We start from the raw sequence: 22,924 nt of genomic DNA, 5'->3' as shown, positions 1-22,924 counted from the left end.
GGGCTCACAGGCTTTTGTGCAGGCTCAGCAGATTGAGGTCCACAAATCCTTGCGTGGCGTAGAACTGCGCCGCTGGGCTGCCTCGGCTGGTTTGCAGGTTGATGCTCTGGTAGCCGCGTTCGCGCAGGCCGCTGCCAAGGGCCTGCATCAGCGCACGCCCCTGTCCCTGGCCTTGCAGTTCGGGGGCCACGCCCATTTCTTTGAGGTGAAAGGTCCAGCCGTCCACCCAGCGTTCGCCCCAACCGAGTGCGAAACCCAGCAAGCGCTCACCGTGCCACTGGCCCAGGCCCCAGAAGGTCGGCACCGCGGCAAAGCCGCTCAAGCGCTCCAGTGCGACGGCCTCGGTCCAGCCGTCGTGCCAGGGCGGCCCATTGAAAATTTCGACATAGAGGCGGGCCAGGCGAGCCAGATGGCCTGGTTCCAATGCGGTGATGGTGTTCATGGCGGCAATGGTGTTCATGGCGGGGCTTCGCCTGGGATCAACAGCCCCGGGCCGGCGGGCCGTTCCCTGGCTCAGCGAGCTTGACCGTCCCGGTGTCGCCGCGTCAGCGCGGGGCCGGGCCGCTCAAACGCGACCCTCAAATGTGCAGTTGCCGCTCGATATCGCCGAGCTTGTAGCGCGCCAGCGCCAGGTTGCCCTTGGTCTTGTCGAGCACCAGGTACAGAAACAGGCCGGGGTGGGCGGGCAGCAGCCGGATCAGGTGGTACTGGTCACTGAGGGTGATCAGGATGTCCTCGATGCCGCGTCGCAGGCCCAGCATTTCCATGGTTTTGAGCTTGGCGCGCACCACCTCGGTGTTGCCGGCGGCAGCCAGGTCCAGGTTCATGCCCGAGCCGATCTGGGCCAGGCACATGCCGTTGCGGTGGTCCACCAGGGCCGCGGCCAGGGCGCCGTCGATGCCCATGGCCAAATCCATGCATTGTTTGATGGTCGAACTCATTGTGGGGTCCTTCGGGGATGCGGTGTCGGTGAACGGGTGGATCAAGGCGTGCTCGGCATGGCAGCGTTGCAGTTCATCGAGCAGCACAAACCACAGGGTGGCGGCGTCGCTGCGGGGCAGGGCCATGCGGCGCATCGGCGGGCGGGCCAGGCGGTCGAGCACAAACCCCTCCATGAGGGCGCTGGGCATCACCATGAAACACAGCTCAGGCCCGGACCCACCCGGCGCGGCCGCGGCCCCGTGCTGCCAGAAGGCCATGAACCCCTCCAGCGCCTGGGAGCTGCCGGGCCCCACCAGCACGATGCAGCGCTGCAGACCAGCCAGCAGCGCGGGGTCTTGCAGTGCGTCGGACGAGGCCCGCAACCAGTACAGGCGCATGCGCAGGCCAGGGATCAGCATCGCCCCCTGGTCGGACAAGCGCTGGGCATGCATGGCCTCCAGCTGGGCCAGGGCATGGCCCCCCACACTGGCGGTCAGGTCGACCACGGCCACTTGGGCCAGGGGGACGGTGGGGGTGTTTGCTGCTGTCACACGTTGTTACTTATTACTGAAAGTGCAATATAAACAACGAAGCCTTGGTGAAACTGACGCCCTCGGGAAAGCGATGAGTGCCAGGGGGGCTTGGCGCCCTCAACGCTTCAGCGCTTGAGCCTTCGCCACCAGGCCCGGGCGCGGGCCTTGACGCCGCGGGCCCAGCGCCAGGCCGCGGTGGTTCGCAAATGCGTCAACAGCTGGTCCTTCCAGGCTTTCCAGCGCGGGTACCAGCGCGCAAACCAGGCCAGTTGCATGAGCGCTGGCTGGGTCAGCTTGAACAAATGGGCCAGCACGGCGGTCCCCAGCACCTTGGCGCCCAGCAGCAGGCCCAGCCCCCAAGCGGCATGGCCTTGGCCAAACAGCCACAGGGCCAGCAACTTGACGGGCAGCAGCGCCAAGGCGGGCAGGGCAAAGGTCAACAGCGCCGCCCACGGGGGCAGGCGCCGGATGCCGCGCTCCAGCCAGGCCAACAGGGGCAGGCGGGCGATCCAGGCCAGCAGGCCGGAGAGGGCGTCCCAACCCCACTCTTCAAAGGCCAACAACAGCGCCAGCGCGCCGAGCAGCGCGCGTTGGAGGCCGCGCCGCAGGGCCGCCGCCAGCGAAGTGGGACGCATGGGCTCAGCCCCCCGCCACCGCGGCAGGCGGGTGGATGGCCTGATCGGCCTCGGGATTGAGTGGCTGGCCTTCGCGTTGCGGCGTGGTCAGTGGCGCCGGCGTCCAGCGGTTGCCGTGCATCAGCGGCAGGCCGGCCTTGATGTCGCCCCCCATCTGCATTTGCAGGCGTTCAGCATCGCGGCGACGGATGTCGTCGCCCACCGCCAGCACATCGGCCTCGTCCACGCCCAATTGGCGCAGTGCTTCGAGGCTGAACAGCATGGCGGACTCGAAGGTCTCGCGGATCTGGAAATCCACCCCGTGCTGGATCAACTCGATGGCGTGCTGCCGGTCATACGAGCGGGCCAGCACCGGGGTCAGCGGGAAGCTGCTCTTGATCAGCTCGACGATCTTGGTGGTCAGGGCCTTGTTGTCGACACAGACCAGCACCGCGCGTGCATGCGCCGCGCCGCTGGCGTGCAGCACATCCAGCCGGGTGCCGTCCCCGTAATAGACATTGAAGCCGAAGGTCGAGGCCGCGCGGATCATGTCCGTGTCGTGGTCGATGATGGCGATCTCCACGCCCCGGGCCAGCAAGGCCTGGCTGGCGATCTGGCCAAAGCGGCCAAAGCCAATGATCAGCACGCAGGGCTTGAGTTCGTTGGCAGCCTCGGTGACCGACTCGACACCGCTCATGTCGGTGGGCGCCGGCCCCTGGCGGGCCAGCACGCGGCGCATCATGACCACCATCAGCGGGGTCAGCGCCATCGACAGGATGACCGCGGCGTTCAGCACGGCGTTGGTTTCGGCTTCGATCAAGCCGGCACTGGCCGCCGTGGCGTAGAGCACAAAGGCGAACTCTCCGCCCTCGGCCATCATGGCAGCCCGCTCCAGGGCGTCGCGGTGGGGGCTGCGGGTCAGGCGCGCCACGGTGTAGACGCCCAGCGCCTTCAAGCCCATGTAGGCCACCACCCCGGCCAGCAGCTTGGGCCAGCCTTGCAGCACCAAGGGCACATCGAGCGACATGCCCACGCCCATGAAGAACAGGCCCAGCAGCAGGCCCCGGAAGGGCTCGATGTCGGCCTCCAGCTGGTGGCGGAAGGTGGACTCCGACAGCATGACCCCGGCCGCAAAGGCCCCCAGCGCCATCGACAGGCCGCCCCATTGCATGGCCAGCGCAGCACCCAGCACCACCAGCAGGGCGGCCGCGGTCATGACCTCCCGTGCCCGGGACGCGGCCAGCCAGCGGAACACCGGGTTCAGCAGCCAGCGGCTCACGGCCACCAGGCCCAGGATGGCGCTCAGCGCCACCCCCATGCTGACCCAGCGCGACACCGGCTCCTGGTCGGCCGGCGTGGGGGCCAGGAAGGCCACGACCGCGAGCAGCGGCACGATCGACAGGTCTTCCATCAGCAAAATCGACACCATGCGCTGGCCTTGCGGGGTGGAGGCCTCGCCGCGCTCGTTGAGCGCCTGCATCACGATGGCCGTGGACGACAGCACAAAGCCCATGCCGGCGACAAAGGCCAGCGGCCAGTCGAGCCCGAACACCGCGTGGCCCAGCACGGTCAACAGCACCGCGCAGGTGCTGACCTGCAGCAGACCCAGGCCAAAAATCTGCCGCCGCAGGTTCCACAGGCGGCTGGGCTGGGTCTCCAGCCCGATCAGGAACAAGAACATCACGACGCCCAGTTCGGCGATGTGCAGCACCGACTGCGACTCACTGAACAGCCCCAGGCCCGACGGCCCCACCGCCAGGCCAGCGGCCAGGTAACCCAGCACCGATCCCAGCCCCAGCCGCTTGAAAAGGGGCACGGCCAGCACCCCAGCCCCCAGCAGGGCCACGGTCTTCACCAATTCACTGCCTTGTTCGATCGCCATCCCCACTCCTGTGACATCTTGCGCCGGCATGTTAGCGCGTACCGCCTCCAGCGGCTGGAAGCGGGCAGGGCCTGTGGCAAACTTCCGGGCTTCCGAATCCAGCGCTTCGCTTGGGGATTGGTGAGTACGTTAGACAGACATGCAAAAGATCATTCGGCAATTGGCCGCAGAAATCAAAGTGACCGAGCAGCAGGTGCGCGCTGCGGTCGAGTTGCTGGACGGTGGTGCCACCGTCCCCTTCATTGCCCGCTACCGCAAGGAAGTCACCAACGGCTTGGACGACGTCCAGTTGCGCGAGCTGGAAGCCCGTCTGGCCTATGTGCGTGAGCTGGAAGACCGCCGTGAAGCCGTGCTCAAGAGCATCGCCGAGCAAGGCAAGCTGACCGACGCGCTGCGCGCCGCGATCGACGCCGCGCCCACCAAGCAGGAACTGGAAGACCTGTACCTGCCCTACAAGCAAAAACGCCGCACCAAGGGCCAGATCGCCCGCGAAGCCGGCATCGAGCCCCTGGCCGACCTGCTGTTCACCGACCCGACCCGGGTGCCCGCGGACGAGGCCCAGGCCTATGTCAAGCCCGCCAAGGGCGAAGACGGCAGCGACTTCACGACCACCGGTGCCGTGCTCGACGGCGTGCGCGACATCCTGTCCGAGCGCTGGGCCGAAGACGCCGCCCTGGTGCAGAGCCTGCGTGAATGGCTGTGGAACGAAGGCCTGCTCAAGAGCAGCAAGGTCGAGGGCAAGAACGAGAACGACCCCGATGTGGCCAAGTTCCGCGACTATTTCGACTACGACGAACCGATTGGCCGCGTGCCCTCGCACCGCGCGCTGGCCGTGTTCCGTGGCCGCACCCAGGAAATCCTCGAAGCCAAGCTGGTGCTGCCCGAGCCCCCCGAACCGGGCAAGCCCTCGGTGGCCGAAGGCCGCATCGCGCTGCACCTGGGCTGGAGCCACGCCGGCCGCCCGGCCGACGACCTGATCCGCAAGTGCGTGGCCTGGACCTGGCGCGTCAAGCTCAGCCTGTCGACCGAACGCGACCTGTTCTCGCGCCTGCGCGAAGAGGCCGAAAAGGTCGCCATCAAGGTGTTTGCCGACAACCTGCGCGACCTGCTGCTGGCCGCGCCCGCTGGCCCGCGCGTGGTGATGGGCCTGGACCCGGGCATCCGCACCGGCGTCAAGGTGGCCGTGGTGGACGCCACCGGCAAGCTGGTCGACACCAGCACCGTGTTCCCGCACGAGCCCCGTCGCGACTGGGACGGCTCGCTGCACACCCTGGGCCGACTGTGCGAGAAGCACGGCGTGAACCTGATTGCGATCGGCAACGGCACCGCCAGCCGCGAGACCGACAAGCTGGCCGGCGACCTGATCAAGCTGCTGGCCAAGGTGGACCGCGTGGTCGAGAAGGTGGTGGTCAGCGAGGCCGGCGCGTCGGTCTACTCGGCCAGCGAGTTCGCCTCACAGGAGATGCCCGACGTTGACGTCAGCCTGCGCGGTGCCGCCAGCATCGCGCGCCGCCTGCAAGACCCCCTGGCCGAACTGGTCAAGATCGACCCCAAGTCGATTGGCGTGGGCCAATACCAGCACGACGTGAACCAGAGCGAGCTGGCCCGCACGCTGGAGGCCGTGGTCGAGGACTGTGTGAACTCGGTGGGCGTCGACCTGAACACCGCCAGCGTGCCCTTGCTGTCTCGCGTGTCCGGCCTGAGCGCCAGCGTGGCCAAGGCCGTGGTGCGTTGGCGGGAGGCCAACGGCGCCTTCGCCAATCGCCAGCAACTGCTGGGGGTTACGGGCCTGGGCGCCAAGACCTTTGAGCTGAGCGCGGGGTTCCTGCGCATCCGCCACGGCGACAACCCGTTGGACATGACCGGCGTGCACCCTGAAACCTACCCGGTGGTCGAGAAGATCATCGAGAAGACCGGCAAGCCGGTGGCCGAACTGATGGGCCGCGCCGACATGCTCAAGACCCTCAAGCCCGAGCTGTTTGCCAATGAGCAGTTCGGCGTCATCACGGTCAAGGACATCCTGGGCGAACTCGAGAAGCCCGGCCGCGATCCCCGTCCCGACTTCAAGGTGGCGCGTTTCAACGACGGTGTCGAGGACATCAAGGACCTGCGCGAGGGCATGGTGCTGGAGGGCACGGTCAGCAACGTGGCCCAGTTCGGCGCTTTTGTCGACCTGGGGGTACACCAGGACGGCCTGGTGCACGTCAGCCAGTTGAGCCACAAGTTCGTCAACGACGCCCGTGAGGTGGTCAAGACCGGCGACATCGTCAAGGTCAAGGTGATGGAGGTCGACGTGGAGCGCAAGCGCATTGGCCTGTCGATGAAGCTCGATGCCGCTCCCGCTCGCCGCGATGGCCCGCGTGACAACCGCTTTGAGGGGGCCGGGCGGCATCAGCAGGCCGGCGCTGGCCGCCGTCAGGCCGAGGCGGCCGCGCCGTCGGCCATGGCATCGGCTTTTGCCAAGCTGCAAAGCCGCTCGCGATGAGCATAATCGGCGGCATCAACTAGTCCACTGAGGCCCTGTCCATGGAGCTCCAAGCCCTTCTGGCCCACGAAACCGCGCTGCCCAGCATCCCCCGGGTGGTGGCGCTGCTCATGCACGAGCTGGACCAGGAGGAACCGGACCTGCGCAAGGTGTCGCAGCTCATCAGCACCGACCCGGCGCTGACCGCGCGCCTGCTGCAATTGGCCAATTCGGCGTTTTTTCAGCTCTCGCGGCGCATCAACGGTGTGGCCGAGGCGCTGGCCCTGCTGGGCCTGAACCATGTGCGCACCTTGGTGTCGGCCGCCGCCGTGGGCGGCGCTTTCCGCACGGTGACGGGCATCAACCTGCAACAGTTCTGGCGTTACAGCCTGGACACCGCCAAGGTCTCGCGCACGCTGGCCAGCGTGGTGCGGCAAAACCCCAGTGCGGCCTTCACGGCGGGCCTGGTGCACGCGGTGGGCGAACTGGTGATGCACATCGGCATGCCGCGTGAAATGGCCTTGCTCAACATGGAGCACCCGCCGCTGGACCTCAAGCGCGCCAAGACCGAACGCCGCCACCTGGGCTACTGCTATGCCCAGGTCAGCGCCGGCTTTGCGCGCCAATGGCAGTTTCCGCCAGCCATCGTGGACGCGCTGGAGTACCAGATCGCGCCGTTCGACAACGACGTCTACGAGCCGCTGGCCGGGGTGATCCACCTCGCCGCCTGGCGCATTCGCGCCAAGGAAGCCGGCTTCACCGAGCGTGAACTGGCGGTCAGCTTCCCTGACACCGTGGGCCTGGCCCTTGAGCTGGACATCGACATGGTGTTGCAGCAAGACCCCATCGACTGGACCTCGGCCCACGAAGTGGGTGCCTTTTCTTGAGGGCGCGGCCGCTCGCAGGCGGCGCCCTCCACCCCAGGACACCATGAAGAAAGCCCTTCGCCTTTACGCTGGCCCGATGGCGCTGGCCCACCTGCGTCAAAACGGCCTGCAGGCGCAGGATGTGCGCGTCATCCCGGGGGCGGCCGGCGGCCCCAAAGGGCTGGTGCTCGGGCCCCTGGACCGCTTCATTTTTGGGGACTGGCTGCCTCAGAGCCCCCAACCCGTGCACCTGGTGGGCGCCTCGATCGGCGCCTGGCGCATGGCCACCGCCTGCCTGAATCAACCGGTGGCGGCCTTTGAGCGCCTGGAGCACGACTACATCCAGCAGCGCTACGAGCTGGCCCCGGGCGAGAAGCGCCCCAGCGCCCAGCACGTCAGCGAACGCTTTGGCGACAACCTGCGCGCCTTTTATGGCGGCCGAGTGGCCGAGGTGCTGACCCACCCGCGCTACCGCCTGCATGTGATCGCTGCGCGGGGCCGCCATGTGCTGGGCCGCGAGCACGGTCTGCGCACGCCGCTGGGCTACCTGGGCGCGTTCTTGAGCAACACGGTGCAACGCCGGGCGCTGGGCGCCTGGCTGGAGCGGGTGGTGTTTTCATCCCAGGGGGCGGACTTGCCCTTTGCCACCCGCGATTTCCGGACCCGCCATCTGCCCCTGACCGAAGCCAACTTCCAGCCCGCGGTGCAGGCCAGTTGCTCGATCCCCTTTGTGCTGCAGTCGATTGCGCACATCCCTGGCGCGCCGCCCGGCGCCTACTGGGACGGTGGCATCACCGACTACCACCTGCACCTGGACTACCGCCCGATGGCGCCCGGCCTGGTGCTGTACCCGCATTTTCAAAAAGCGGTGGTGCCGGGCTGGCTGGACAAAGGCCTGCGCTGGCGGCACGGCGCCACGCCCTTCTTGGACAACATGCTGGTGCTGGCCCCCGATCCCGATTGGGTCAAGACCTTGCCCAACGCCAAGCTGCCCGACCGCAAGGACTTCACCCACTACGGCCAGGACCACCACGGCCGCGCCCAGGCCTGGACCCGGGCCGTGCGGGCCAGCCAGCAACTGGCGGACGAGTTTGCCGAATGGCTGGCCGCGCCGGACTGGCGCCGGGTGGAGGCCTTGTAGGGCCTGCACACGCTGGCAGGGCAGCCCCCGGCAAGGCAGCCGCAGGGCTGCCAAGGCGCCTCACATCGACGCTTCCAGCATCTCGCGGTAGTCTTCCGGCGTGGCCAGGCGCGGGTTGGTCTTATGGCAGTGGTCGGCCAGCGCGCCCTTGATGACGTCATCAAACTGGTCCCGCGTCACGCCCATGGCGGCCAGGCCGGTGGGCAGGCCCAGGCGGGCGTTCATGTCACGGATGGCCAGCGGGATGTCGCCGCCCGATCTCAGGCCCATGGCATGGGCCATGCGGTCCAGGCGGCGCTCGCGTTGCACCGACTCGGCGCTGGCGTTGAAGCGCACCACCGCGGGCAGGAACATGGCGTTGAGGGTGCCGTGGTGCAGGCGCGGGTTCACGCCGCCCAGGCTGTGGCTCAGGCTGTGCACGCAGCCCAGGCCTTTCTGGAAGGCCATCGCGCCTTGCATGGACGCGCTCATCAGTTGCAGGCGCGCCTCGCGGTCCTGGCCGTTGCGGGTGGCGCGCTCGATGTGGGCCCAGCCGCGCTCCAGGCCGTCGAGGCCAATGCCGTCGGCGGGCGGGTTGAAGGCGCTGGCCATGAAGGTTTCCATGCAGTGGGCGATGGCGTCCATGCCGGTGGCAGCGGTCAGGCCAGGCGGCAGGCCGAGCGTGAGTTCGGGGTCGCAGATGGCGGCGCGGGGCACCAGGAACCAGGAGTGAAAGCCCAGCTTGCGGTGGTCGTCGACGATGATGATGGCGCCACGCGCCACCTCGCTGCCGGTGCCGCTGGTGGTGGGCACGGCAATCAGCGGTGCCGCGCGCTCGGTGATCAGGCCCGATCCGCCTTCGATGGTGGCGTAGCGGGTCAGCGGGCCTTCATGGGTGGCCGCGATGGCAATGCCCTTGGCGCAGTCGATGGCCGAGCCACCGCCCACCGCGATCAGGCCATCGCACTGGTGGGCCCGGTACACCTCGACAGCGGCCCGCACGGCGGCCTCGGTGGGGTTGGACGGGGTTTGGTCAGACACGGCCACCGGCAGGTCGGCCAGGGCGTCCAGCGCTTTTTGCAACACCCCCGCGGCCCGCACCCCGGGGTCGGTGACCACCAGGGGGCGCTGGATGCCCACGCGGGCGCACTCGGCGGCCAGCAGGCGCACGGCGCCGAAGTCGATCTGGATCTGGGTGACGTAGTTGATGAAGGCCATGTCGGTGTTGCGGTTCCAAAGAATCAGGATCAGCGCCCAGGCTCCCCGCCCTGGCGCCACGTTGTACGATGCACGGCTGACTTTAGCGACCGCCTGCGCCCGTGACCATGAAGCAAACCCTCATGAGCCCCCTGGCCGGCGTCACCCCGGTGACAAACGCGACGGCCCCGGCCCCGCGTCAGCGCCGATAGTTCGAGTTTTGTTTTGCCTGCCCCGATGCCCACGCCCCCCACCGATCGACCGCACCGACTCACCAGCGCCATGCAGGGCGTGCTGCACCGCATGGCCCGCGCCGCCCGCCCGGCCCTGCACACCTTGACGCCACGCCAGGCGCGCATGGCCTACGCAGCCGGTGCCGGGGTGCTGGAGATCAACCGGCCGGCACTGCCCGGGGTGCTCGACCTGGGCATCCCCGCCCGCGATGGGGCCACGCTGCCGGCGCGCCTGTACAAGCCGGTGCTGGCCGACCGGCAACCGGTCCTGCTGTACTTCCATGGTGGGGGCTTCACGGTGGGCAGCATCGACACCCACGACACGCTGTGCCGCAGCCTGGCCCAGCACTCAGGCTGCGCCGTGCTTTCACTCGACTACCGACTGGCGCCTGAGCACCGGTTCCCGGTCGCCGCCAACGATGCCTGGGATGCGCTGGCCTGGTTGCTGGCCCACGGCAGCACCCAGGGGCTGGACCCCAGCCGCGTGGCGGTGGGCGGCGACAGCGCCGGCGGCACGCTGGCCGCGGCCACCGCGGTGGAGGCCGCGTTGCGCGGCCAGGCGCTGGCCCTGCAGCTGTTGTTTTACCCGGGCGTCAGCGCCCACCAGGACACCGATTCACACCGCGACTATGCCGACGGCCTGGTGCTGGAGGCCAGCCACATCCAGTGGTTTTTTGGCCAGTACGTGCAAAGCCGCGAAGAACGCGAGGATTGGCGTTTTGCCCCCTTGCTGGCCCCCGACACCGAGCAGTTGGCCCCGGCCTGGATCGGGCTGGCCGAGTTCGACCCCTTGTTTGACGAGGGCCTGGCCTATGCCGACAAGCTGCGCCTCGCGGGCCACACCGTGGACCTGGAGATCTACCGCGGCGTGACCCACGAATTCATCAAGATGGGCCGGGCCATCCCCGAAGCCCTGCAAGCCCACCGAGACGCCGGCGCCGCTTTGCGCCAGGCCCTGCACCCCACGGAGTAAGCGCATGAGCACCGCCGCCCCCCATCGCAACGATTTCCGCTTCTTCCACCGCCTGCGCGTGCGCTGGGTCGAGGTGGACATGCAGAAAATCGTCTTCAATGGCCACTACGCCATGTACTTTGACACCGCCATGGGCGACTACTGGCGCGCCCTGGCACTGCCCTACCAGGAGTCCATGGAGCACCTGCAGGGCGACCTGTACGTCAAGCGTTTGCTGGTCGAATACCACGCCTCGGCGCGCTATGACGAGGTGCTGGACGTGGGGCTGCAGTGCCAGCGCGTGGGCACCTCATCGATCCAGTTCCTGGGCGGCATCTTTCGCGGCGAGCAATTGCTGGTCAGCGGCGAGCTGGTCTATGTGTTCGCCGACCCGGCCAGCCAGACCTCTCGCCCGGTGCCCGACGCGCTGCGCCAGGTGCTGCTGGGCCACGCGGCGGGCCAGCCCGTGGTGCGGCTGCAAACCGGCTCATGGCAAGACCTGAGCGCCGATGCCTCGCGCGTGCGCACCGAGGTCTTTGTGCAGGAGCAGGGCATTGCGCTCGAGGAGGAATGGGACGAGGCCGACGCCACCGCGGTCCACGCCGTGGCCTACAACGGCCTCCATCAGCCGGTGGCCACGGGCCGCCTGCTGGTGCACGGCCCCGGGGTGGCCCGCATTGGGCGCATGGCGGTGCGCCAGGCCCTGCGCGGCGCGGGTTTGGGGGTGCAGATCCTGCGCGCCCTGATGACCGCCGCCCACGAGCGGGGCGACCACGAGGTGGTGCTGAACGCCCAGCTCAGCGCGCGTGGTTTCTACGAGCGCCTGGGCTTCCAGGTGCGCGGGGAGGTGTTCCATGAGGTGGACATCCCGCACATCCAGATGAGTCGGGCCCTCTGAGCGCATGGCCAGCCCCCGATCCAGCGAGCGCCGCGCGGCGGCGGCGTCCGCTGACGCCAAGGTGCCGCGCGCCGCGCCCGCCACCGCCTCAAACCCCGCGACCCGCGCGACCAGCGGTCTGACCCAGGGCCTGAAGGCCCCGGTCGACTGGGCGGTCTACGTCGTGGTCCTGATGCTGGCCCTGGCCCCGGCCGTCGGCGTGCCCTCCGAGGAGGTGGTGCAGGACACCCTCAAATCGGCGCTGATGGCGCTGGGCACGCTGCTGGCCGCGCTGTGCTTCGTGTGGCAACGCCGCCAGCAGGGGGCTGTGCTGGACTGGCACCTCAGCCTGGCCTGGCCCGCGCTGCTGGGCGCTTATGCGCTGGGCAGCATGGCCTGGTCCCACACCTACCTGGCCGCGGTGGAAGCGGTGCGCTGGGCGGTGCTGGGCTTGCTGATGGGCCTGAGCCTGCAGTTGTTCAGCCCCGCACGCCTGCCGCGCCTGGCCTGGGCCCTGCACGCCGGGGTGTCGGTGGCGTCGCTGTGGGCGGCCTGTCAGTTCTGGTTTGAACTCAACTGGTTCCCGCAGGGCCCCAACCCGGCGTCGACCTTTGTCAACCGCAACTTTTTTGCCGAGCTGGCGGTCTGCGTCTGGCCGTTCTCGCTGTGGGCCCTGAGCCGGCTGCGCAGCAGTTCGACGCGGGCGCTGATGGTGGCGTCGCTGGCCTTCAACGCCACGGCCTTGTTCATGACAGGCACCCGCTCGGCGTTGACCGCCTGGCTGCTGATGGCCTGCATCCTGCCGGTGCTGATCCACCGCTGGCGGGCCGAATGGGGGCAGGGCCGCTGGAGCCGCCTGGCCGTGGCCGGGTGCCTGGGGGGCGGTCTGGCGCTGTTCCTGGCGCTGGCCAGCCTGCCCACGGGCAACGCCCGCATCATGGCCGAAAGCGGGCAGGGCGCCTCGGCGCTGCAACGCAGCCTGAGCCGTGTGGTCAGCGTGGCCCGGCCTGCGGAGTACACCGACGGCTCGTTCTCGGTGCGGGTGCTGATGTGGGGCAGTGCCCTGCGCGCCATCGCCGACCGCCCACTCAGCGGCGTCGGGGCCGGGGCGTGGGAAGTGCACATTCCGCTCTACCAGCCCCCGGGCAGCCAGATCGAAACCGACTACTACGTGCACAACGAGTTCCTGCAGTTGCTGGCCGAGTACGGCCTGGTGGGCTGGCTGGCCGCGGCCCTGCTGCTGGCCACGCTGGCCCGCGCCGCGTGGGTGACCTGGCAGGTGGGCGAGAGCCCGCACCCTGAAGTGCGCCAGGAACAAGCCCTGCGGCTGATCGCCCTCAGCAGCCTCGGGGCCCTGATGCTGGTCAGCCTGGCCGGCTTTCCGTGGCGCATGGCCTGCACTGGCGCCCTGTTGGCGCTGGGCCTGGGCCTGCTGGCGGGCTCAGACTTGCGGCTGGCCCGACTGGGTTGGGGCCCAAGGTCCAGCCCTTGGTGGCGCCCCGACGCCCTGCGCCTGTCCCCGCGCGTGGCGTGGGTCGCCGCCTGCACCTTGCTGGCGGCGCTGGCCTTGGGCGCCTGGATCACCCGCCAGGCCATGGTGGCCGAGAGTCGGCTGGTGCAGTCCATCAAGCTCGCGATGTGGGTGGCGCGCCTGCCCAACCCGCAAGACCCCCGCGTGGCCGAAGACCGCGCCGAGGTCCTGCGCCTGGTGCGCGAAGGCGTGGCGATCAACCCGCATTACCGCAAACTGACCCCGATGGTGGCCGACGAAGTGGCGCTGTGGGGCGACTGGGCCTCGGCCATCTGGATCTGGGAATCGGTGGCCGAGTCACGCCCCCATGTGCCGGTGCTGCTGCTCAACATCGCGCGCGCCCACCTGCGCCTCAAACAACTGGACCAGGCCGAGCAGTACTACGAACGTGCCCGCCGCCTGCAACCGCAGTCGGTGTCGGTGCACGGCACCGAAATCATGCTGCTGTCCGAGCGGGGCCATTTGGACGAGGCGGCCAAGCGCCTGCGCCGCTACCTCCAGGCGGGCGAGCATGAACTGGAAATGGTCAACGGCGCCTACGACCTGGGTCAGCGCCTGGGCCAATGGGACCTGGCGCTGCAAGGCACCGAGTTGCGCTTGAAGCACTTCCCCGAGTACCAAGCCGACAGCTGGTACAAGCTGGGTCGGCTCTACAGCCAGCCCGGCCCCCACCAGGACGAGGCCAAGGCGCTGCAGGCCTACCGCGCGGCCTTGGCCAACTTGCCGCCCCCCCAGCAGACGCTGCTGCGGGCCCAAGTGCCGTCGCCGTACCGCGAGCGGCTGCTGCCTTGAGCCAGCCGCCTTGAACCTGCGGGCGCGGCGCCCGGGTTCAAATGTCGTCGAGCAGCGCGTAAGGCAGAGGCTGCACCGTGAGGGCAGGGCCCGTGGGCGCGCCCAGGTGCAGCGTCTGGCCGGCGGCACTGGCTGCGGTCTGCACCACCGCCAGCAGGTCCAGGCCACCGTGGGGCGCCGCCGCCCACTGCACGACCACGCCGGTGGGCTGGTCGGCTGCGTCGCTGGCCAGGAACAGTTCCTGGCCGACCGCGGGGGCCTGCTCGGCCGACCAGGTGGCGTGCGCCAGGCAGGTGCGGCGCTTCAGCGTGCCGCGGAACTGGCTGCGGGCCACCACTTCCTGGCCCGGGTAGCAGCCTTTTTTGAAGTTCACGCCACCGACCGACTCGTAATTGAGCATCTGCGGCACAAAGGCGTCGGCCTGGCTCAACGTCAGTTGCGGCACCGCGGCCTGCACCTCGGACCAGGCCCACAGCGGTTCACTGAGCGCGGGCGTGGCCGGCAGGGCTTCGTCGGCCGGGCCGATCCACAGCGCCCGGGGCACACCGGCCGCGGGGTACAGGGTCACGGCGTGCCCGCCTCCCAGCGGCTGGGCCTGCCACGGGGCCAGGCCGGTGTTCAGGCCCAGCGCGGGCAGGGCGGCCCCCGCCAGACCGCGCACCGCCAGGTCGGCGCTGGCGTCACTGAGCTTGACCTTGGCGCGCAGCACGAACATGGACAGGCGCTTCAGCGTGCCCGGCAGCAGCTCGAGCGGGCACGCCAGCCACAACTCGGCGGCCGAGCGGCGCAGGACCACCAGGGTGGCCAACAGGCGGCCCTTGGCCGAGCAATAGCCCGCAAGGCGGGCCTGGCCGTCGGGCAAGAGCAACAGGTCCTGGGTCAGCTGGCCGTGCAGAAAATGAGCGGCGTCCTCGCCCAGCGCGCGAATCACACCCCATTGGGGCAACGAGGCCGTGCCGTCGAGCAGGGCCGCAGGGGAATTCAGAGCTTGAGTCATCCGTGAATTATCATCGCCGGTCGAAAACATGAAGGTGACAGGGCTGTGCGTGCTTTGCTGGTGGTGTTGATCTTGGCGGCCGCGGCCCTGGGCGGTGCTGTGTTTTGGTGGCTGGACGCGCCTTTGCGCCTGTCGGCGCCCACACTGGACCTGTCCATCGAGCCTGGCACCTCGCCGCGCGCCCTGGCCCAGGACGTGCAGGATGCGGGCGTCGACGTCAACCCGTACTTCTTGTATGCGTGGTTCCGCTTTTCGGGCCAGGCCCGCGGCATCAAGGCCGGCAGCTACGAGCTGGATGCCAGCCTCACCCCCCGCAGCCTGCTGAACAAGCTGGTGCGCGGCGAAGAAGCGCTGCGCGCCGTGACCCTGGTCGAAGGCTGGAACTGGCGCCAGGTGCGTGCGGCGCTGGCCCGTGCCGACCAACTGCGCGGCGACACGCGTGACCTGAGCGACGAGTCGATCATGCGCCTGCTGGAGCGCCCCGGGGTGCCGCCAGAGGGGCGCTTTTTTCCTGACACCTACACCTACTCCAAGGGCAGCTCCGACGTGGCCGTGCTGCGCCGGGCCCTGCGGGCCATGGACAAAAAGCTGGCCGCGGCCTGGGACGCGCGTGCCGATCAGCTGCCGCTCAAGTCGCCCGAGGAGGTGCTGACCCTGGCCAGCATCATTGAAAAAGAAACCGGCCGCGGCAGCGACCGCCCCTTGATCGCCAGCGTGTTCATCAACCGTTTGCGCAGCGGCATGTTGTTGCAGACCGACCCCACCGTCATCTACGGCCTGGGCGAGCGCTTTGACGGCAACCTGCGCAAGCGCGACCTGCTGACCGACACCCCCTGGAACACCTACACCCGCCCCGGCCTGCCGCCCACCCCGATCGCCATGCCCGGCCGGGCCGCCCTGCTGGCCGCGGTGCAACCCGCCAACACCCCTGCGCTGTACTTTGTCGCACGCGGCGACGGCAGCAGCCAGTTCAGTCGCACGCTGGACGAGCACAATCGAGCGGTCAACCAATACCAGCGACGCCCATGAGTTCCACCCCCTCCGGTTTGTTCATCAGTTTTGAAGGCATTGACGGTGCGGGCAAGACCACGCACATCGAAAGCATGGCCGCGGCCTTCCGCGACCAGGGCCGGGTCGTCACCCTGACGCGCGAACCCGGGGGCACGCCACTGGCCGAGAAGCTGCGCACCCTGGTGCTCAACGACGCCATGGACCCCTTGACCGAGGCCCTGCTGATCTTCGCCGCCCGGCGCGACCACCTGCTGCAGGTGATCGAGCCCGCCCTGGCCCGCGGCGAGGTGGTGCTGTGCGACCGTTTCACCGACGCGACCTTCGCCTACCAAGGCGCCGGCCGCGGTTTTGACCTCGCCACGCTGGCCGCGCTCGAGCAGATGGTGCAGGGCCGCAGTTCGCCCACGGGCCAGCCCAGCCTGCGCCAACCCGACCTGACAGTGTGGTTTGACCTCGACCCCGAAGTGGCGGCCAGCCGCCTGGCCGACGCCCGCGTGCCCGACCGCTTCGAGTCCCAGCCGGTCGCGTTTTTCCGCCAGGTGGCCGCGGGCTATGCCCAGCGCGCCGCCGAGGCGCCGCAGCGTTTTGCCCGCATCGACGCCGACCAGTCGCGCCACCAGGTGTGGCAGCAGATCACCCGGGTGCTGGTCCGCCGCGGCTGGCTGGCCATCATGGTGGCGGCCAACGGAGGCCCGCGTTGAGCCGCAGCGACAGCCCCGACAGCGCCGTCGCCGCGCGTGCGCCACTGGCCCCCTGGCTGCAGTCCCAGCTGGTGTCGCTGCTCGGCCAGCGCGGCCACGCCTGGCTGCTGCAAGGCCCCTCGGGGCTGGGGCAGTACCCTCTGGCGCTGGCCCTGGTCGAGGCCTGGCTGTGTGACGAGCCGACACCCCACGGCGCCTGCGGCCATTGCGCCAGCTGCCATGCCATCGCCGTGCGCACCCACCCCGACCTGATGGTGCTGATGCCCGAGACCGCCTTGATGGCGCTGGGCTGGCCGCTGTCCGAGAAGGCGCAGTCGGACATCGACGACAAAAAGCGCAAGGCCAGCCGCGAGATCCGGGTCGAGGCCATGCGCGATGCGGTCGAGTTTGCCCAGCGCACCGCCTCGCGGGGCCGTGGCAAGGCGGTGCTGGTCTACCCAGCCGAGGACATGAACCACATCACGGCCAATGCCTTGCTCAAGACCCTTGAGGAGCCGCCCGGTGATGTGCGCTTCGTGCTGGCCAGCGAGGCCGCCCACCAGCTGCTGCCCACCATCCGCAGCCGCTGCCTGACCCACGCGCTGAGTTGGCCCGAACCGGCCGTGGCCATCCCCTGGCTGGCGGGCCAAGGCCTGCCGGCCGCGGTGGCCGAAAGCCTGTTGCGGGCGGCCGGTGGGCGCCCTGAAGACGCGCTGATGCTGGCCGCGGACGGCCTGACGCCGGAACTGTGGTCGCGCCTGCCCAAGGCGCTGCTGCGCGGCGACCCCGGGGTGCTGGCCAATTGGCCCGCGACACGGGTGATCCAGAGCCTGCAGAAGCTCTGCCATGACCTGCTGGCCCGCGCCGCCGGTGGGGCCACGCGTTACTTTGCCCCCGCCGACCTGCCTGCGGCGCCGGCGCCACAGGCCCTGAGCCGCTGGGCCAACAGCCTGGCGCAGGCCGCCCGCACGGCAGATCACCCCTACAACGCGGGTTTGATGCTGGAAGCGCTTGTGAGCGAAGCGCAAATCACCCTAAACTCCCGTCCAGAGTCCGCACCATGAGCAGTACCAGTACCCCGCGCCCCAGTGTTGTTCAGCTCGCCATCAAGGAGAAGGCGGCGCTGTACGCCGCTTACATCCCCTTGTTCAGCGAGGGGGGCATGTTCATCCCGACCACGCGGGACTACCGGCTGGGCGACGATGTCTATGTGCTGTTGTCCCTGCCCGAAGACCCTCAGCGTTACCCGATTGCGGGCCGTGTGGCCTGGGTCACGCCGCCCAAGGCCGCCGGCAACCGCACCCAGGGGGTGGGCATCCAGTTTCCGCGGGACGAAAAATCCCGCTTGTTGAAGATCAAGATCGAAGAAATCCTCGGCAGCCACCTGGGGTCTGAGCGTCCCACCCAGACCATTTGACCCGCCAGACCCGTGCCCCAACAGCCCCTTTGAACGGTTGGTCGCGGCATCGGTGCCCAGCCCACCCCGGTGGGTCACCAAGTCAGCGGGTCCCCCCAGGTGTTGCCTTTTTCAGCCCGCGCCGCGGGCTTTTCAGTTTGACCGGCTGCAGCCCCGCCGCCCCAGCCACTCGCCATTGCCATGTTTGTTGATTCCCACTGCCACCTGACCTTCCCTGAGTTGCAAGCCCAGTTGCCCGCGATCCGTGAGGCCATGGCCGCCGCCCAGGTGGACCGCGCCCTGTGCATCTGCACCACGCTCGAAGAGTTCGACGATGTGCACGCGCTGGCCCAGACCTACGACAACTTCTGGTGCACGGTCGGCGTGCACCCCGACAACGAGGGCGTGCGTGAACCCAGCCTCGACGACCTGCTGCAAGGGGCGGCCCGCCCGCGCGTGGTGGGCATTGGCGAGACCGGCCTTGACTACTACCGCCTGGGCGAACGCAGCATCGCCGACATGGCCTGGCAGCGCGATCGCTTCCGCACCCACATCCAGGCGGCCCGCCAGACTGGCAAACCGCTGGTGATCCACACCCGCAGCGCGTCCGACGACACCCTGGCCCTGCTGCGCGAGGCTGGCGAAGACGGCAGCCCCGGGTCGGCCGGGGGCGTGTTCCATTGCTTCACCGAAACCCGCGAGGTGGCGCGCGCGGCCCTCGATCTGGGCTTCTACATCTCGTTTTCGGGCATCCTGACCTTCAAGACCGCGGCCGATCTGCGCGAAGTGGCCACCCTGGTGCCACTGGACCGCATCCTGATTGAAACCGACAGCCCCTACCTGGCCCCGGTGCCTTACCGCGGCAAAACCAACAACCCGTCCTACGTGCCCCATGTGGCCGCCCAGTTGGCCAGCCTCAAAGGCTTGCCCGTGGAGGCCATTGCCGAACACACCAGCGCCAACTTTGAGCGCCTGTTCCGCGGTGTCGTGGCGGCGGACACCCCCACCGGGAGCGCTTCATGACGATTTCACGCCGTACTTGCTTGGGCGCGGGCCTGGCGGCCTGCGGCCTGTTGCTGGGGGGCCTGGCCCAGGCCGGCTCATTCGAGGACTTCTTTGTCGCGGTGCGCCGCGACGACGCGCGCACCATCAAGACCCTGTTGGCCCGGGGCTTCGACCCCAACACCGTCGATGAAACCGGCCAACCCGCGCTGATGCTGGCCTTCAATATGGAGTCTTACCGCGCCATGGAGGCCTTGCTGGCGTCGCCGGACATCAAGGCCGAGCTGCGCAACTCGCGTGGCGAAAGCCTGCTGATGCTGGCCGCCATCAAGGGCGACCTGCGCCTGGCCAAGTGGCTGATCGACGGCGGCGCCGACGTCAACAAGACGGGCTGGACCCCGCTGCACTACGCCTGCTCGGGCACCTCCCCCCAACAGCTCGAGATGGCCCGCTTGCTGCTGGAGAACGCGGCCTACATCGACGCCGAATCCCCCAACGGCAGCACCCCGCTGATGATGGCCGCCATGTACGGCACCACCGATGTGCTGCGCCTGCTGCTCGAAGAGGGCGCCGACGCCACGCTGCGCAACCAGCAAGGCCTGACCGCGATCGACTTCGCCCAGCGCGTGGGGCGCACCGCCAACGTCGACGCCATTGCCGCTGCGCTGCGCAAGAACCAACCCAAGGGCACCTGGTGAGCCCTCAGGACATCGAAACCCGGGCCCTGGCGGCATTTGACCATGTGGTGAACAGCCCGGTGGGCTTTCGGGCCCGTGAGGGTCAGCGCCACATGGCCGAGCTGGTGGCGCAGACCTTCAGCACCCCGACCCTGGGCAAATGCGAGGACGAGCCCGAGCGCGCCTTCGCCGTCATCGAAGCCGGCACCGGCGTGGGCAAGTCCATCGCCTACGCGGCGCCCGCCATCGCGGCGGCCCTGGCGCGCAAGACGCGCGTCATCATCTCGACCGCCACGGTGGCGCTGCAAGAGCAGTTGGTGCACAAAGACCTGCCCTTGCTCAGCACCTTGATGCCCGAGCCTTTCACCCACGCCCTGGCCAAGGGGCGCGGGCGCTATGTGTGCAAATACAAGCTGCAGCGCTGGGTCAACGGCGAGGCCGAGCCTGACCTGTTCGCCGACGAGATGCCCACCAGCGGCGCGGCCAGCGCAGGCGGGCAGGGCGGGGCGGCCTCGGGCAAAGGCCCGACCGAGTACCAGTTGCTGTTCTACCGCCAGATGGCCACCGAGCTCAAAGAGCACCGCTGGAACGGCGACCGCGACACCCTGGCCGTGCCCCCCACGCCCGAGATGTGGCGGCCGGTGGCGGCCGAGGCCAGCAGCTGCACCGCCAAGCACTGCCCCGACTACCAGGACTGCACCTACTTTGACCAACGCAAGGCCCTGGCCGCGTCGCAGGTCATCGTGGCCAACCACGACCTGCTGCTGGCCACCATCCATGGCAACACCTTGCCCGACCTGTCCGACTGCCTGCTGGTGCTCGACGAAGGCCATCACTTGCCGTCGGTGGCGCTGAACCACTTTCAAGAAAGCACCGACCTGACGCGCCTGCGCTGGGTGGAGCAATTGGCGCTGCGGGCGCGCAAGACCGCCGAGATGCTGGACCTGGACTGCGCCGCCGAGCTGGGCGGGCAGGGCAGTGCGCTGCGACAGCACCTGCAAGAAGCGGCCCAGCAAGCCCTGGCCTTGTACCGCCCCCACGGCCTGACCGAGGAGCCCGTCGAGCTGCTGCCGATCGGCCCGCTGCCCGCGCCCCTGAGCCAGCCGGTGAGCGAGGTGCTGACCCTGTCGGCCGCCCTGTTGAAGCACCTGCAGAACATCTCGAACGCCCTGCGCACACAGATGAAGGAGCGCCCCGAGGATTCGCGTGAACTGTCCACCCACTATGTGCAGTTGGGCGTGCTGGCCCCCAAACTGGAGGCCGTGCAGGCCTGGGCCGCGTTGATGCTGCTGGAGACCGAGGTGCCCGCCGCGCGCTGGTTCACCTTTGGCCAGTACGGCGAGTTCATGTCGATCACGGCCTCGGCCAGCCCGATCCAGCCCGCCAGCGCGCTGCGCCACAAGCTGTGGGGCAAGGCGAGGGCGGTGGTCATCACCTCGGCCACGCTGACCAGTTGCGGCAACTTCGACTTCTTCCTCAACGAAACAGGCTTGCGGGGCCTGGACAACGTCAGCACCCGGGTGGTCAGCAGCCCGTTTGACTTTGCCCGGCAAGGCCACCTGGTGGCGGTGGAAACCCAGGCTGACCCCAAACGGGCTGCCGATTTCAACCACGCCATGTGCCAGGAGCTGATGAAAGACCTGGCCCAGGTGGAGGCCGGGGCCTTGGTGCTGTTCACCTCGCGCGACCAGATGCGGGTCGCGGTGGACAGCCTCAGCGGCGCCCTGCGGCACCGCGTGGTGGTGCAGAACGACCTGCCGCGCCAGACCTTGCTGCAACGCCACCGCGACCGGGTGGAGCGCGGCGAGGCCTCGATCATCTTTGGCATGCAGTCCTTTGGCGAAGGGCTGGACCTGCCCGGCGCCCTGTGCGAGAGCGTGTTCATCTGCAAGCTGCCCTTTGCACCGCCGTCCGACCCCGTGAGTTCGGCGCGCTCGCAATGGCTGCGCTCCAAGGGGCGCGATCCCTTCATGGAACTGGTGGTGCCTGCGGTCAGCATCCGCCTGGCGCAATGGGTGGGGCGGGCCATCCGCAGCGAGACCGATCAGGCCCATGTCTACTGCTATGACCGGCGCCTGATCCAGACCAGCTTCGGCCAGCGCTTGCTGGCCGGTTTGCCGCCTTTCAAACGCCAGCGGCGCAACCCGCAAGGGCAGGTGTTCGACCTCTGAACGACAGCCGCGGGTCCTCATGACGCCGGCGCCAAGCGGGGCAAGGCACCCGCCAGCCCATCGTCCCCAACGCGTTGGACCGGTGCCGCTGGGCCAGCATGGCCGCGCCCCAGGGTTGGAAGGGCTCAGCGTGACGGCCGGGTGGCGGTCGGGTCGGTGAAGACCTCGCGTGTCTCGCTGGCCAGGCGCATGGCGGCCGGCAGGTTGGTGGCCGCCAGGGCCGCGATCTGGCGCGCGTTGTCGGGTGTGAAAGCCTCGCCGTACACGGCGCCCTCGCGCTTGGGCGCGTCCATGAGGACGCCCTCGGCCAGGCTGCCCAGGTCGACGGGCGCAAAGCCCTGGGCAACGATCAGCTGCGCGGCCAGGGCTTTGCTGTGGGCATCGCCGCCACAGAAGAACATCGCGGTCTGGCCCGGGTGCTGCTGGGCCTCTGCCTGAAAGCCCGCCGTGAGGGTGTTGAAGGCTTTGATCAGGGTCACCCCCGGCAGGCGCGCTGCATTGAAGCTGCCACTGGTGACCCCTTTCGGCAGCGTGAGCAGACCCTCGACATGCAGCGGGTTGCTGGCATCCGGGTTGCTGGTGTCGATCAGCACCTTGCCCGCCAGAGGCCCGGCCTGGGCCAACACCGCCGGGATGGCGGCCCAGGGCACCGACATCACCAAAAAATCGGCCTGAGCGGCCTCGGCCACGGTGCCGGCCTGCGCCCGAGGGCCCAGCTGAACCGCCAAGGCGACCAGGTCAGCGGGGTCGCGTGCAAAGCTCAGCACCACCTCGTGGCCCGCCTCAGTGGCCCGACGGGCGATGACCGAGCCGACATGGCCCGCGCCCAAAATTCCGATTTTCATACTGATGCTCCTGAGAACAAGGGGGCCGGCGAACGGGTGTCGCGGCCGAAACGGGGCCTGGCTGCCGGTGGCAGCAGGCCAAAGAGCCCCTCACCACCGCGGCGGGAAGCACGAGGCTGGCGGGGGGGCGTTGGCCCCCCACCGGCCCCACAGAGGGGCTTGG

The 22,924-nt window shown here is 69.0% G+C and carries 20 protein-coding genes; 13 read left to right on the top strand and 7 right to left on the bottom strand.

What is annotated here, in order from left to right:
- Positions 1-4: 4 nt before the first annotated feature.
- The 4 genes from PSQ40_RS03020 to PSQ40_RS03005 form a co-directional block, all read right to left on the bottom strand.
- Positions 5-460, bottom strand: a complete 456-nt coding sequence (locus PSQ40_RS03020; RefSeq protein ID WP_273948680.1) for a GNAT family N-acetyltransferase — start codon at positions 458-460, stop codon at positions 5-7.
- Between the two features lie 118 nt (positions 461-578).
- A complete protein-coding gene (locus tag PSQ40_RS03015; RefSeq protein ID WP_273948838.1) occupies positions 579-941 on the bottom strand; it encodes a hypothetical protein in 363 nt (120 codons plus the stop codon).
- Between the two features lie 638 nt (positions 942-1,579).
- Positions 1,580-2,089, bottom strand: coding sequence for a hypothetical protein (locus PSQ40_RS03010; protein WP_273948678.1), 510 nt, complete (start codon positions 2,087-2,089; stop codon positions 1,580-1,582).
- A gap of 4 nt (positions 2,090-2,093) precedes the next feature.
- A complete protein-coding gene (locus PSQ40_RS03005; RefSeq protein ID WP_273948677.1) occupies positions 2,094-3,950 on the bottom strand; it encodes a monovalent cation:proton antiporter-2 (CPA2) family protein in 1,857 nt (618 codons plus the stop codon).
- 139 nt (positions 3,951-4,089) lie between these two features.
- Between PSQ40_RS03005 and PSQ40_RS03000 the strand changes: the two genes are divergently transcribed.
- Genes PSQ40_RS03000 through PSQ40_RS02990 form a run of 3 tightly spaced genes read left to right on the top strand, consistent with a single transcriptional unit; the run spans position 4,090 to position 8,421 of the window.
- Positions 4,090-6,435, top strand: a complete 2,346-nt coding sequence (locus PSQ40_RS03000) for a Tex family protein (protein ID WP_273948674.1) — start codon at positions 4,090-4,092, stop codon at positions 6,433-6,435.
- A 41-nt stretch (positions 6,436-6,476) separates the two neighbouring features.
- A complete protein-coding gene (locus tag PSQ40_RS02995) occupies positions 6,477-7,301 on the top strand; it encodes an HDOD domain-containing protein (RefSeq protein ID WP_273948672.1) in 825 nt (274 codons plus the stop codon).
- Positions 7,302-7,344: 43 nt separating this feature from the next.
- Positions 7,345-8,421, top strand: a complete 1,077-nt coding sequence (locus tag PSQ40_RS02990; protein WP_273948670.1) for a patatin-like phospholipase family protein — start codon at positions 7,345-7,347, stop codon at positions 8,419-8,421.
- Positions 8,422-8,481: 60 nt separating this feature from the next.
- Here PSQ40_RS02990 and PSQ40_RS02985 read toward each other — a convergent pair whose 3' ends face one another.
- Positions 8,482-9,618, bottom strand: a complete 1,137-nt coding sequence (locus PSQ40_RS02985; RefSeq protein ID WP_273948668.1) for an iron-containing alcohol dehydrogenase — start codon at positions 9,616-9,618, stop codon at positions 8,482-8,484.
- A gap of 216 nt (positions 9,619-9,834) precedes the next feature.
- Here PSQ40_RS02985 and PSQ40_RS02980 point away from each other — a divergent pair, with 216 nt between their 5' ends.
- From PSQ40_RS02980 to PSQ40_RS02970, 3 genes are read left to right on the top strand one after another with little or no spacing between them, the layout of a single operon-like run.
- Positions 9,835-10,803 (top strand): alpha/beta hydrolase, encoded by a 969-nt coding sequence (locus PSQ40_RS02980; RefSeq protein ID WP_273948667.1) that lies wholly within the window; start codon positions 9,835-9,837, stop codon positions 10,801-10,803.
- Positions 10,804-10,807: 4 nt separating this feature from the next.
- Entirely contained in the window at positions 10,808-11,680 is an 873-nt protein-coding gene (locus PSQ40_RS02975; protein ID WP_273948665.1) for a YbgC/FadM family acyl-CoA thioesterase, read from the top strand.
- 4 nt (positions 11,681-11,684) lie between these two features.
- A complete protein-coding gene (locus PSQ40_RS02970) occupies positions 11,685-13,982 on the top strand; it encodes an O-antigen ligase family protein (RefSeq protein WP_273948663.1) in 2,298 nt (765 codons plus the stop codon).
- A 37-nt stretch (positions 13,983-14,019) separates the two neighbouring features.
- Here the strand turns inward: PSQ40_RS02970 and ygfZ are convergent, their stop codons facing one another.
- Positions 14,020-14,979, bottom strand: coding sequence for a CAF17-like 4Fe-4S cluster assembly/insertion protein YgfZ (ygfZ, locus tag PSQ40_RS02965; protein ID WP_273948661.1), 960 nt, complete (start codon positions 14,977-14,979; stop codon positions 14,020-14,022).
- A gap of 45 nt (positions 14,980-15,024) precedes the next feature.
- Between ygfZ and mltG the strand changes: the two genes are divergently transcribed.
- From mltG to dinG, 7 genes are all read left to right on the top strand, one after another.
- Positions 15,025-16,008, top strand: a complete 984-nt coding sequence (mltG, locus tag PSQ40_RS02960; protein ID WP_337961815.1) for an endolytic transglycosylase MltG — start codon at positions 15,025-15,027, stop codon at positions 16,006-16,008.
- Positions 16,005-16,691 carry a dTMP kinase gene (gene tmk, locus PSQ40_RS02955; protein WP_273948658.1) on the top strand — a complete coding sequence of 229 codons (687 nt, stop codon included), beginning with the start codon at positions 16,005-16,007 and terminating at the stop codon, positions 16,689-16,691. Before mltG ends, tmk begins: the two co-directional genes overlap by 4 nt.
- Positions 16,688-17,734, top strand: a complete 1,047-nt coding sequence (locus PSQ40_RS02950; protein WP_273948657.1) for a DNA polymerase III subunit delta' — start codon at positions 16,688-16,690, stop codon at positions 17,732-17,734. Before tmk ends, PSQ40_RS02950 begins: the two co-directional genes overlap by 4 nt.
- Positions 17,731-18,087, top strand: a complete 357-nt coding sequence (locus tag PSQ40_RS02945) for a PilZ domain-containing protein (RefSeq protein ID WP_273948654.1) — start codon at positions 17,731-17,733, stop codon at positions 18,085-18,087. Before PSQ40_RS02950 ends, PSQ40_RS02945 begins: the two co-directional genes overlap by 4 nt.
- Before the next feature lie 180 nt (positions 18,088-18,267).
- On the top strand, positions 18,268-19,089 hold the full coding sequence (locus PSQ40_RS02940; protein ID WP_273948652.1) for a TatD family hydrolase: 822 nt from the start codon (positions 18,268-18,270) through the stop codon (positions 19,087-19,089).
- A complete protein-coding gene (locus tag PSQ40_RS02935; protein ID WP_273948651.1) occupies positions 19,086-19,766 on the top strand; it encodes an ankyrin repeat domain-containing protein in 681 nt (226 codons plus the stop codon). Before PSQ40_RS02940 ends, PSQ40_RS02935 begins: the two co-directional genes overlap by 4 nt.
- Entirely contained in the window at positions 19,763-21,916 is a 2,154-nt protein-coding gene (gene dinG, locus PSQ40_RS02930; RefSeq protein ID WP_273948649.1) for an ATP-dependent DNA helicase DinG, read from the top strand. Before PSQ40_RS02935 ends, dinG begins: the two co-directional genes overlap by 4 nt.
- A 125-nt stretch (positions 21,917-22,041) precedes the next feature.
- Here the strand turns inward: dinG and PSQ40_RS02925 are convergent, their stop codons facing one another.
- Entirely contained in the window at positions 22,042-22,767 is a 726-nt protein-coding gene (locus tag PSQ40_RS02925) for an NADPH-dependent F420 reductase (protein WP_409338543.1), read from the bottom strand.
- Between the last annotated feature and the right edge of the window lie 157 nt (positions 22,768-22,924).

The organism is Curvibacter cyanobacteriorum (assembly GCF_028649475.1).
GTDB lineage: Bacteria > Pseudomonadota > Gammaproteobacteria > Burkholderiales > Burkholderiaceae_C > Curvibacter > Curvibacter cyanobacteriorum.
This window is presented reverse-complemented; position numbering and strand designations above follow the sequence as displayed.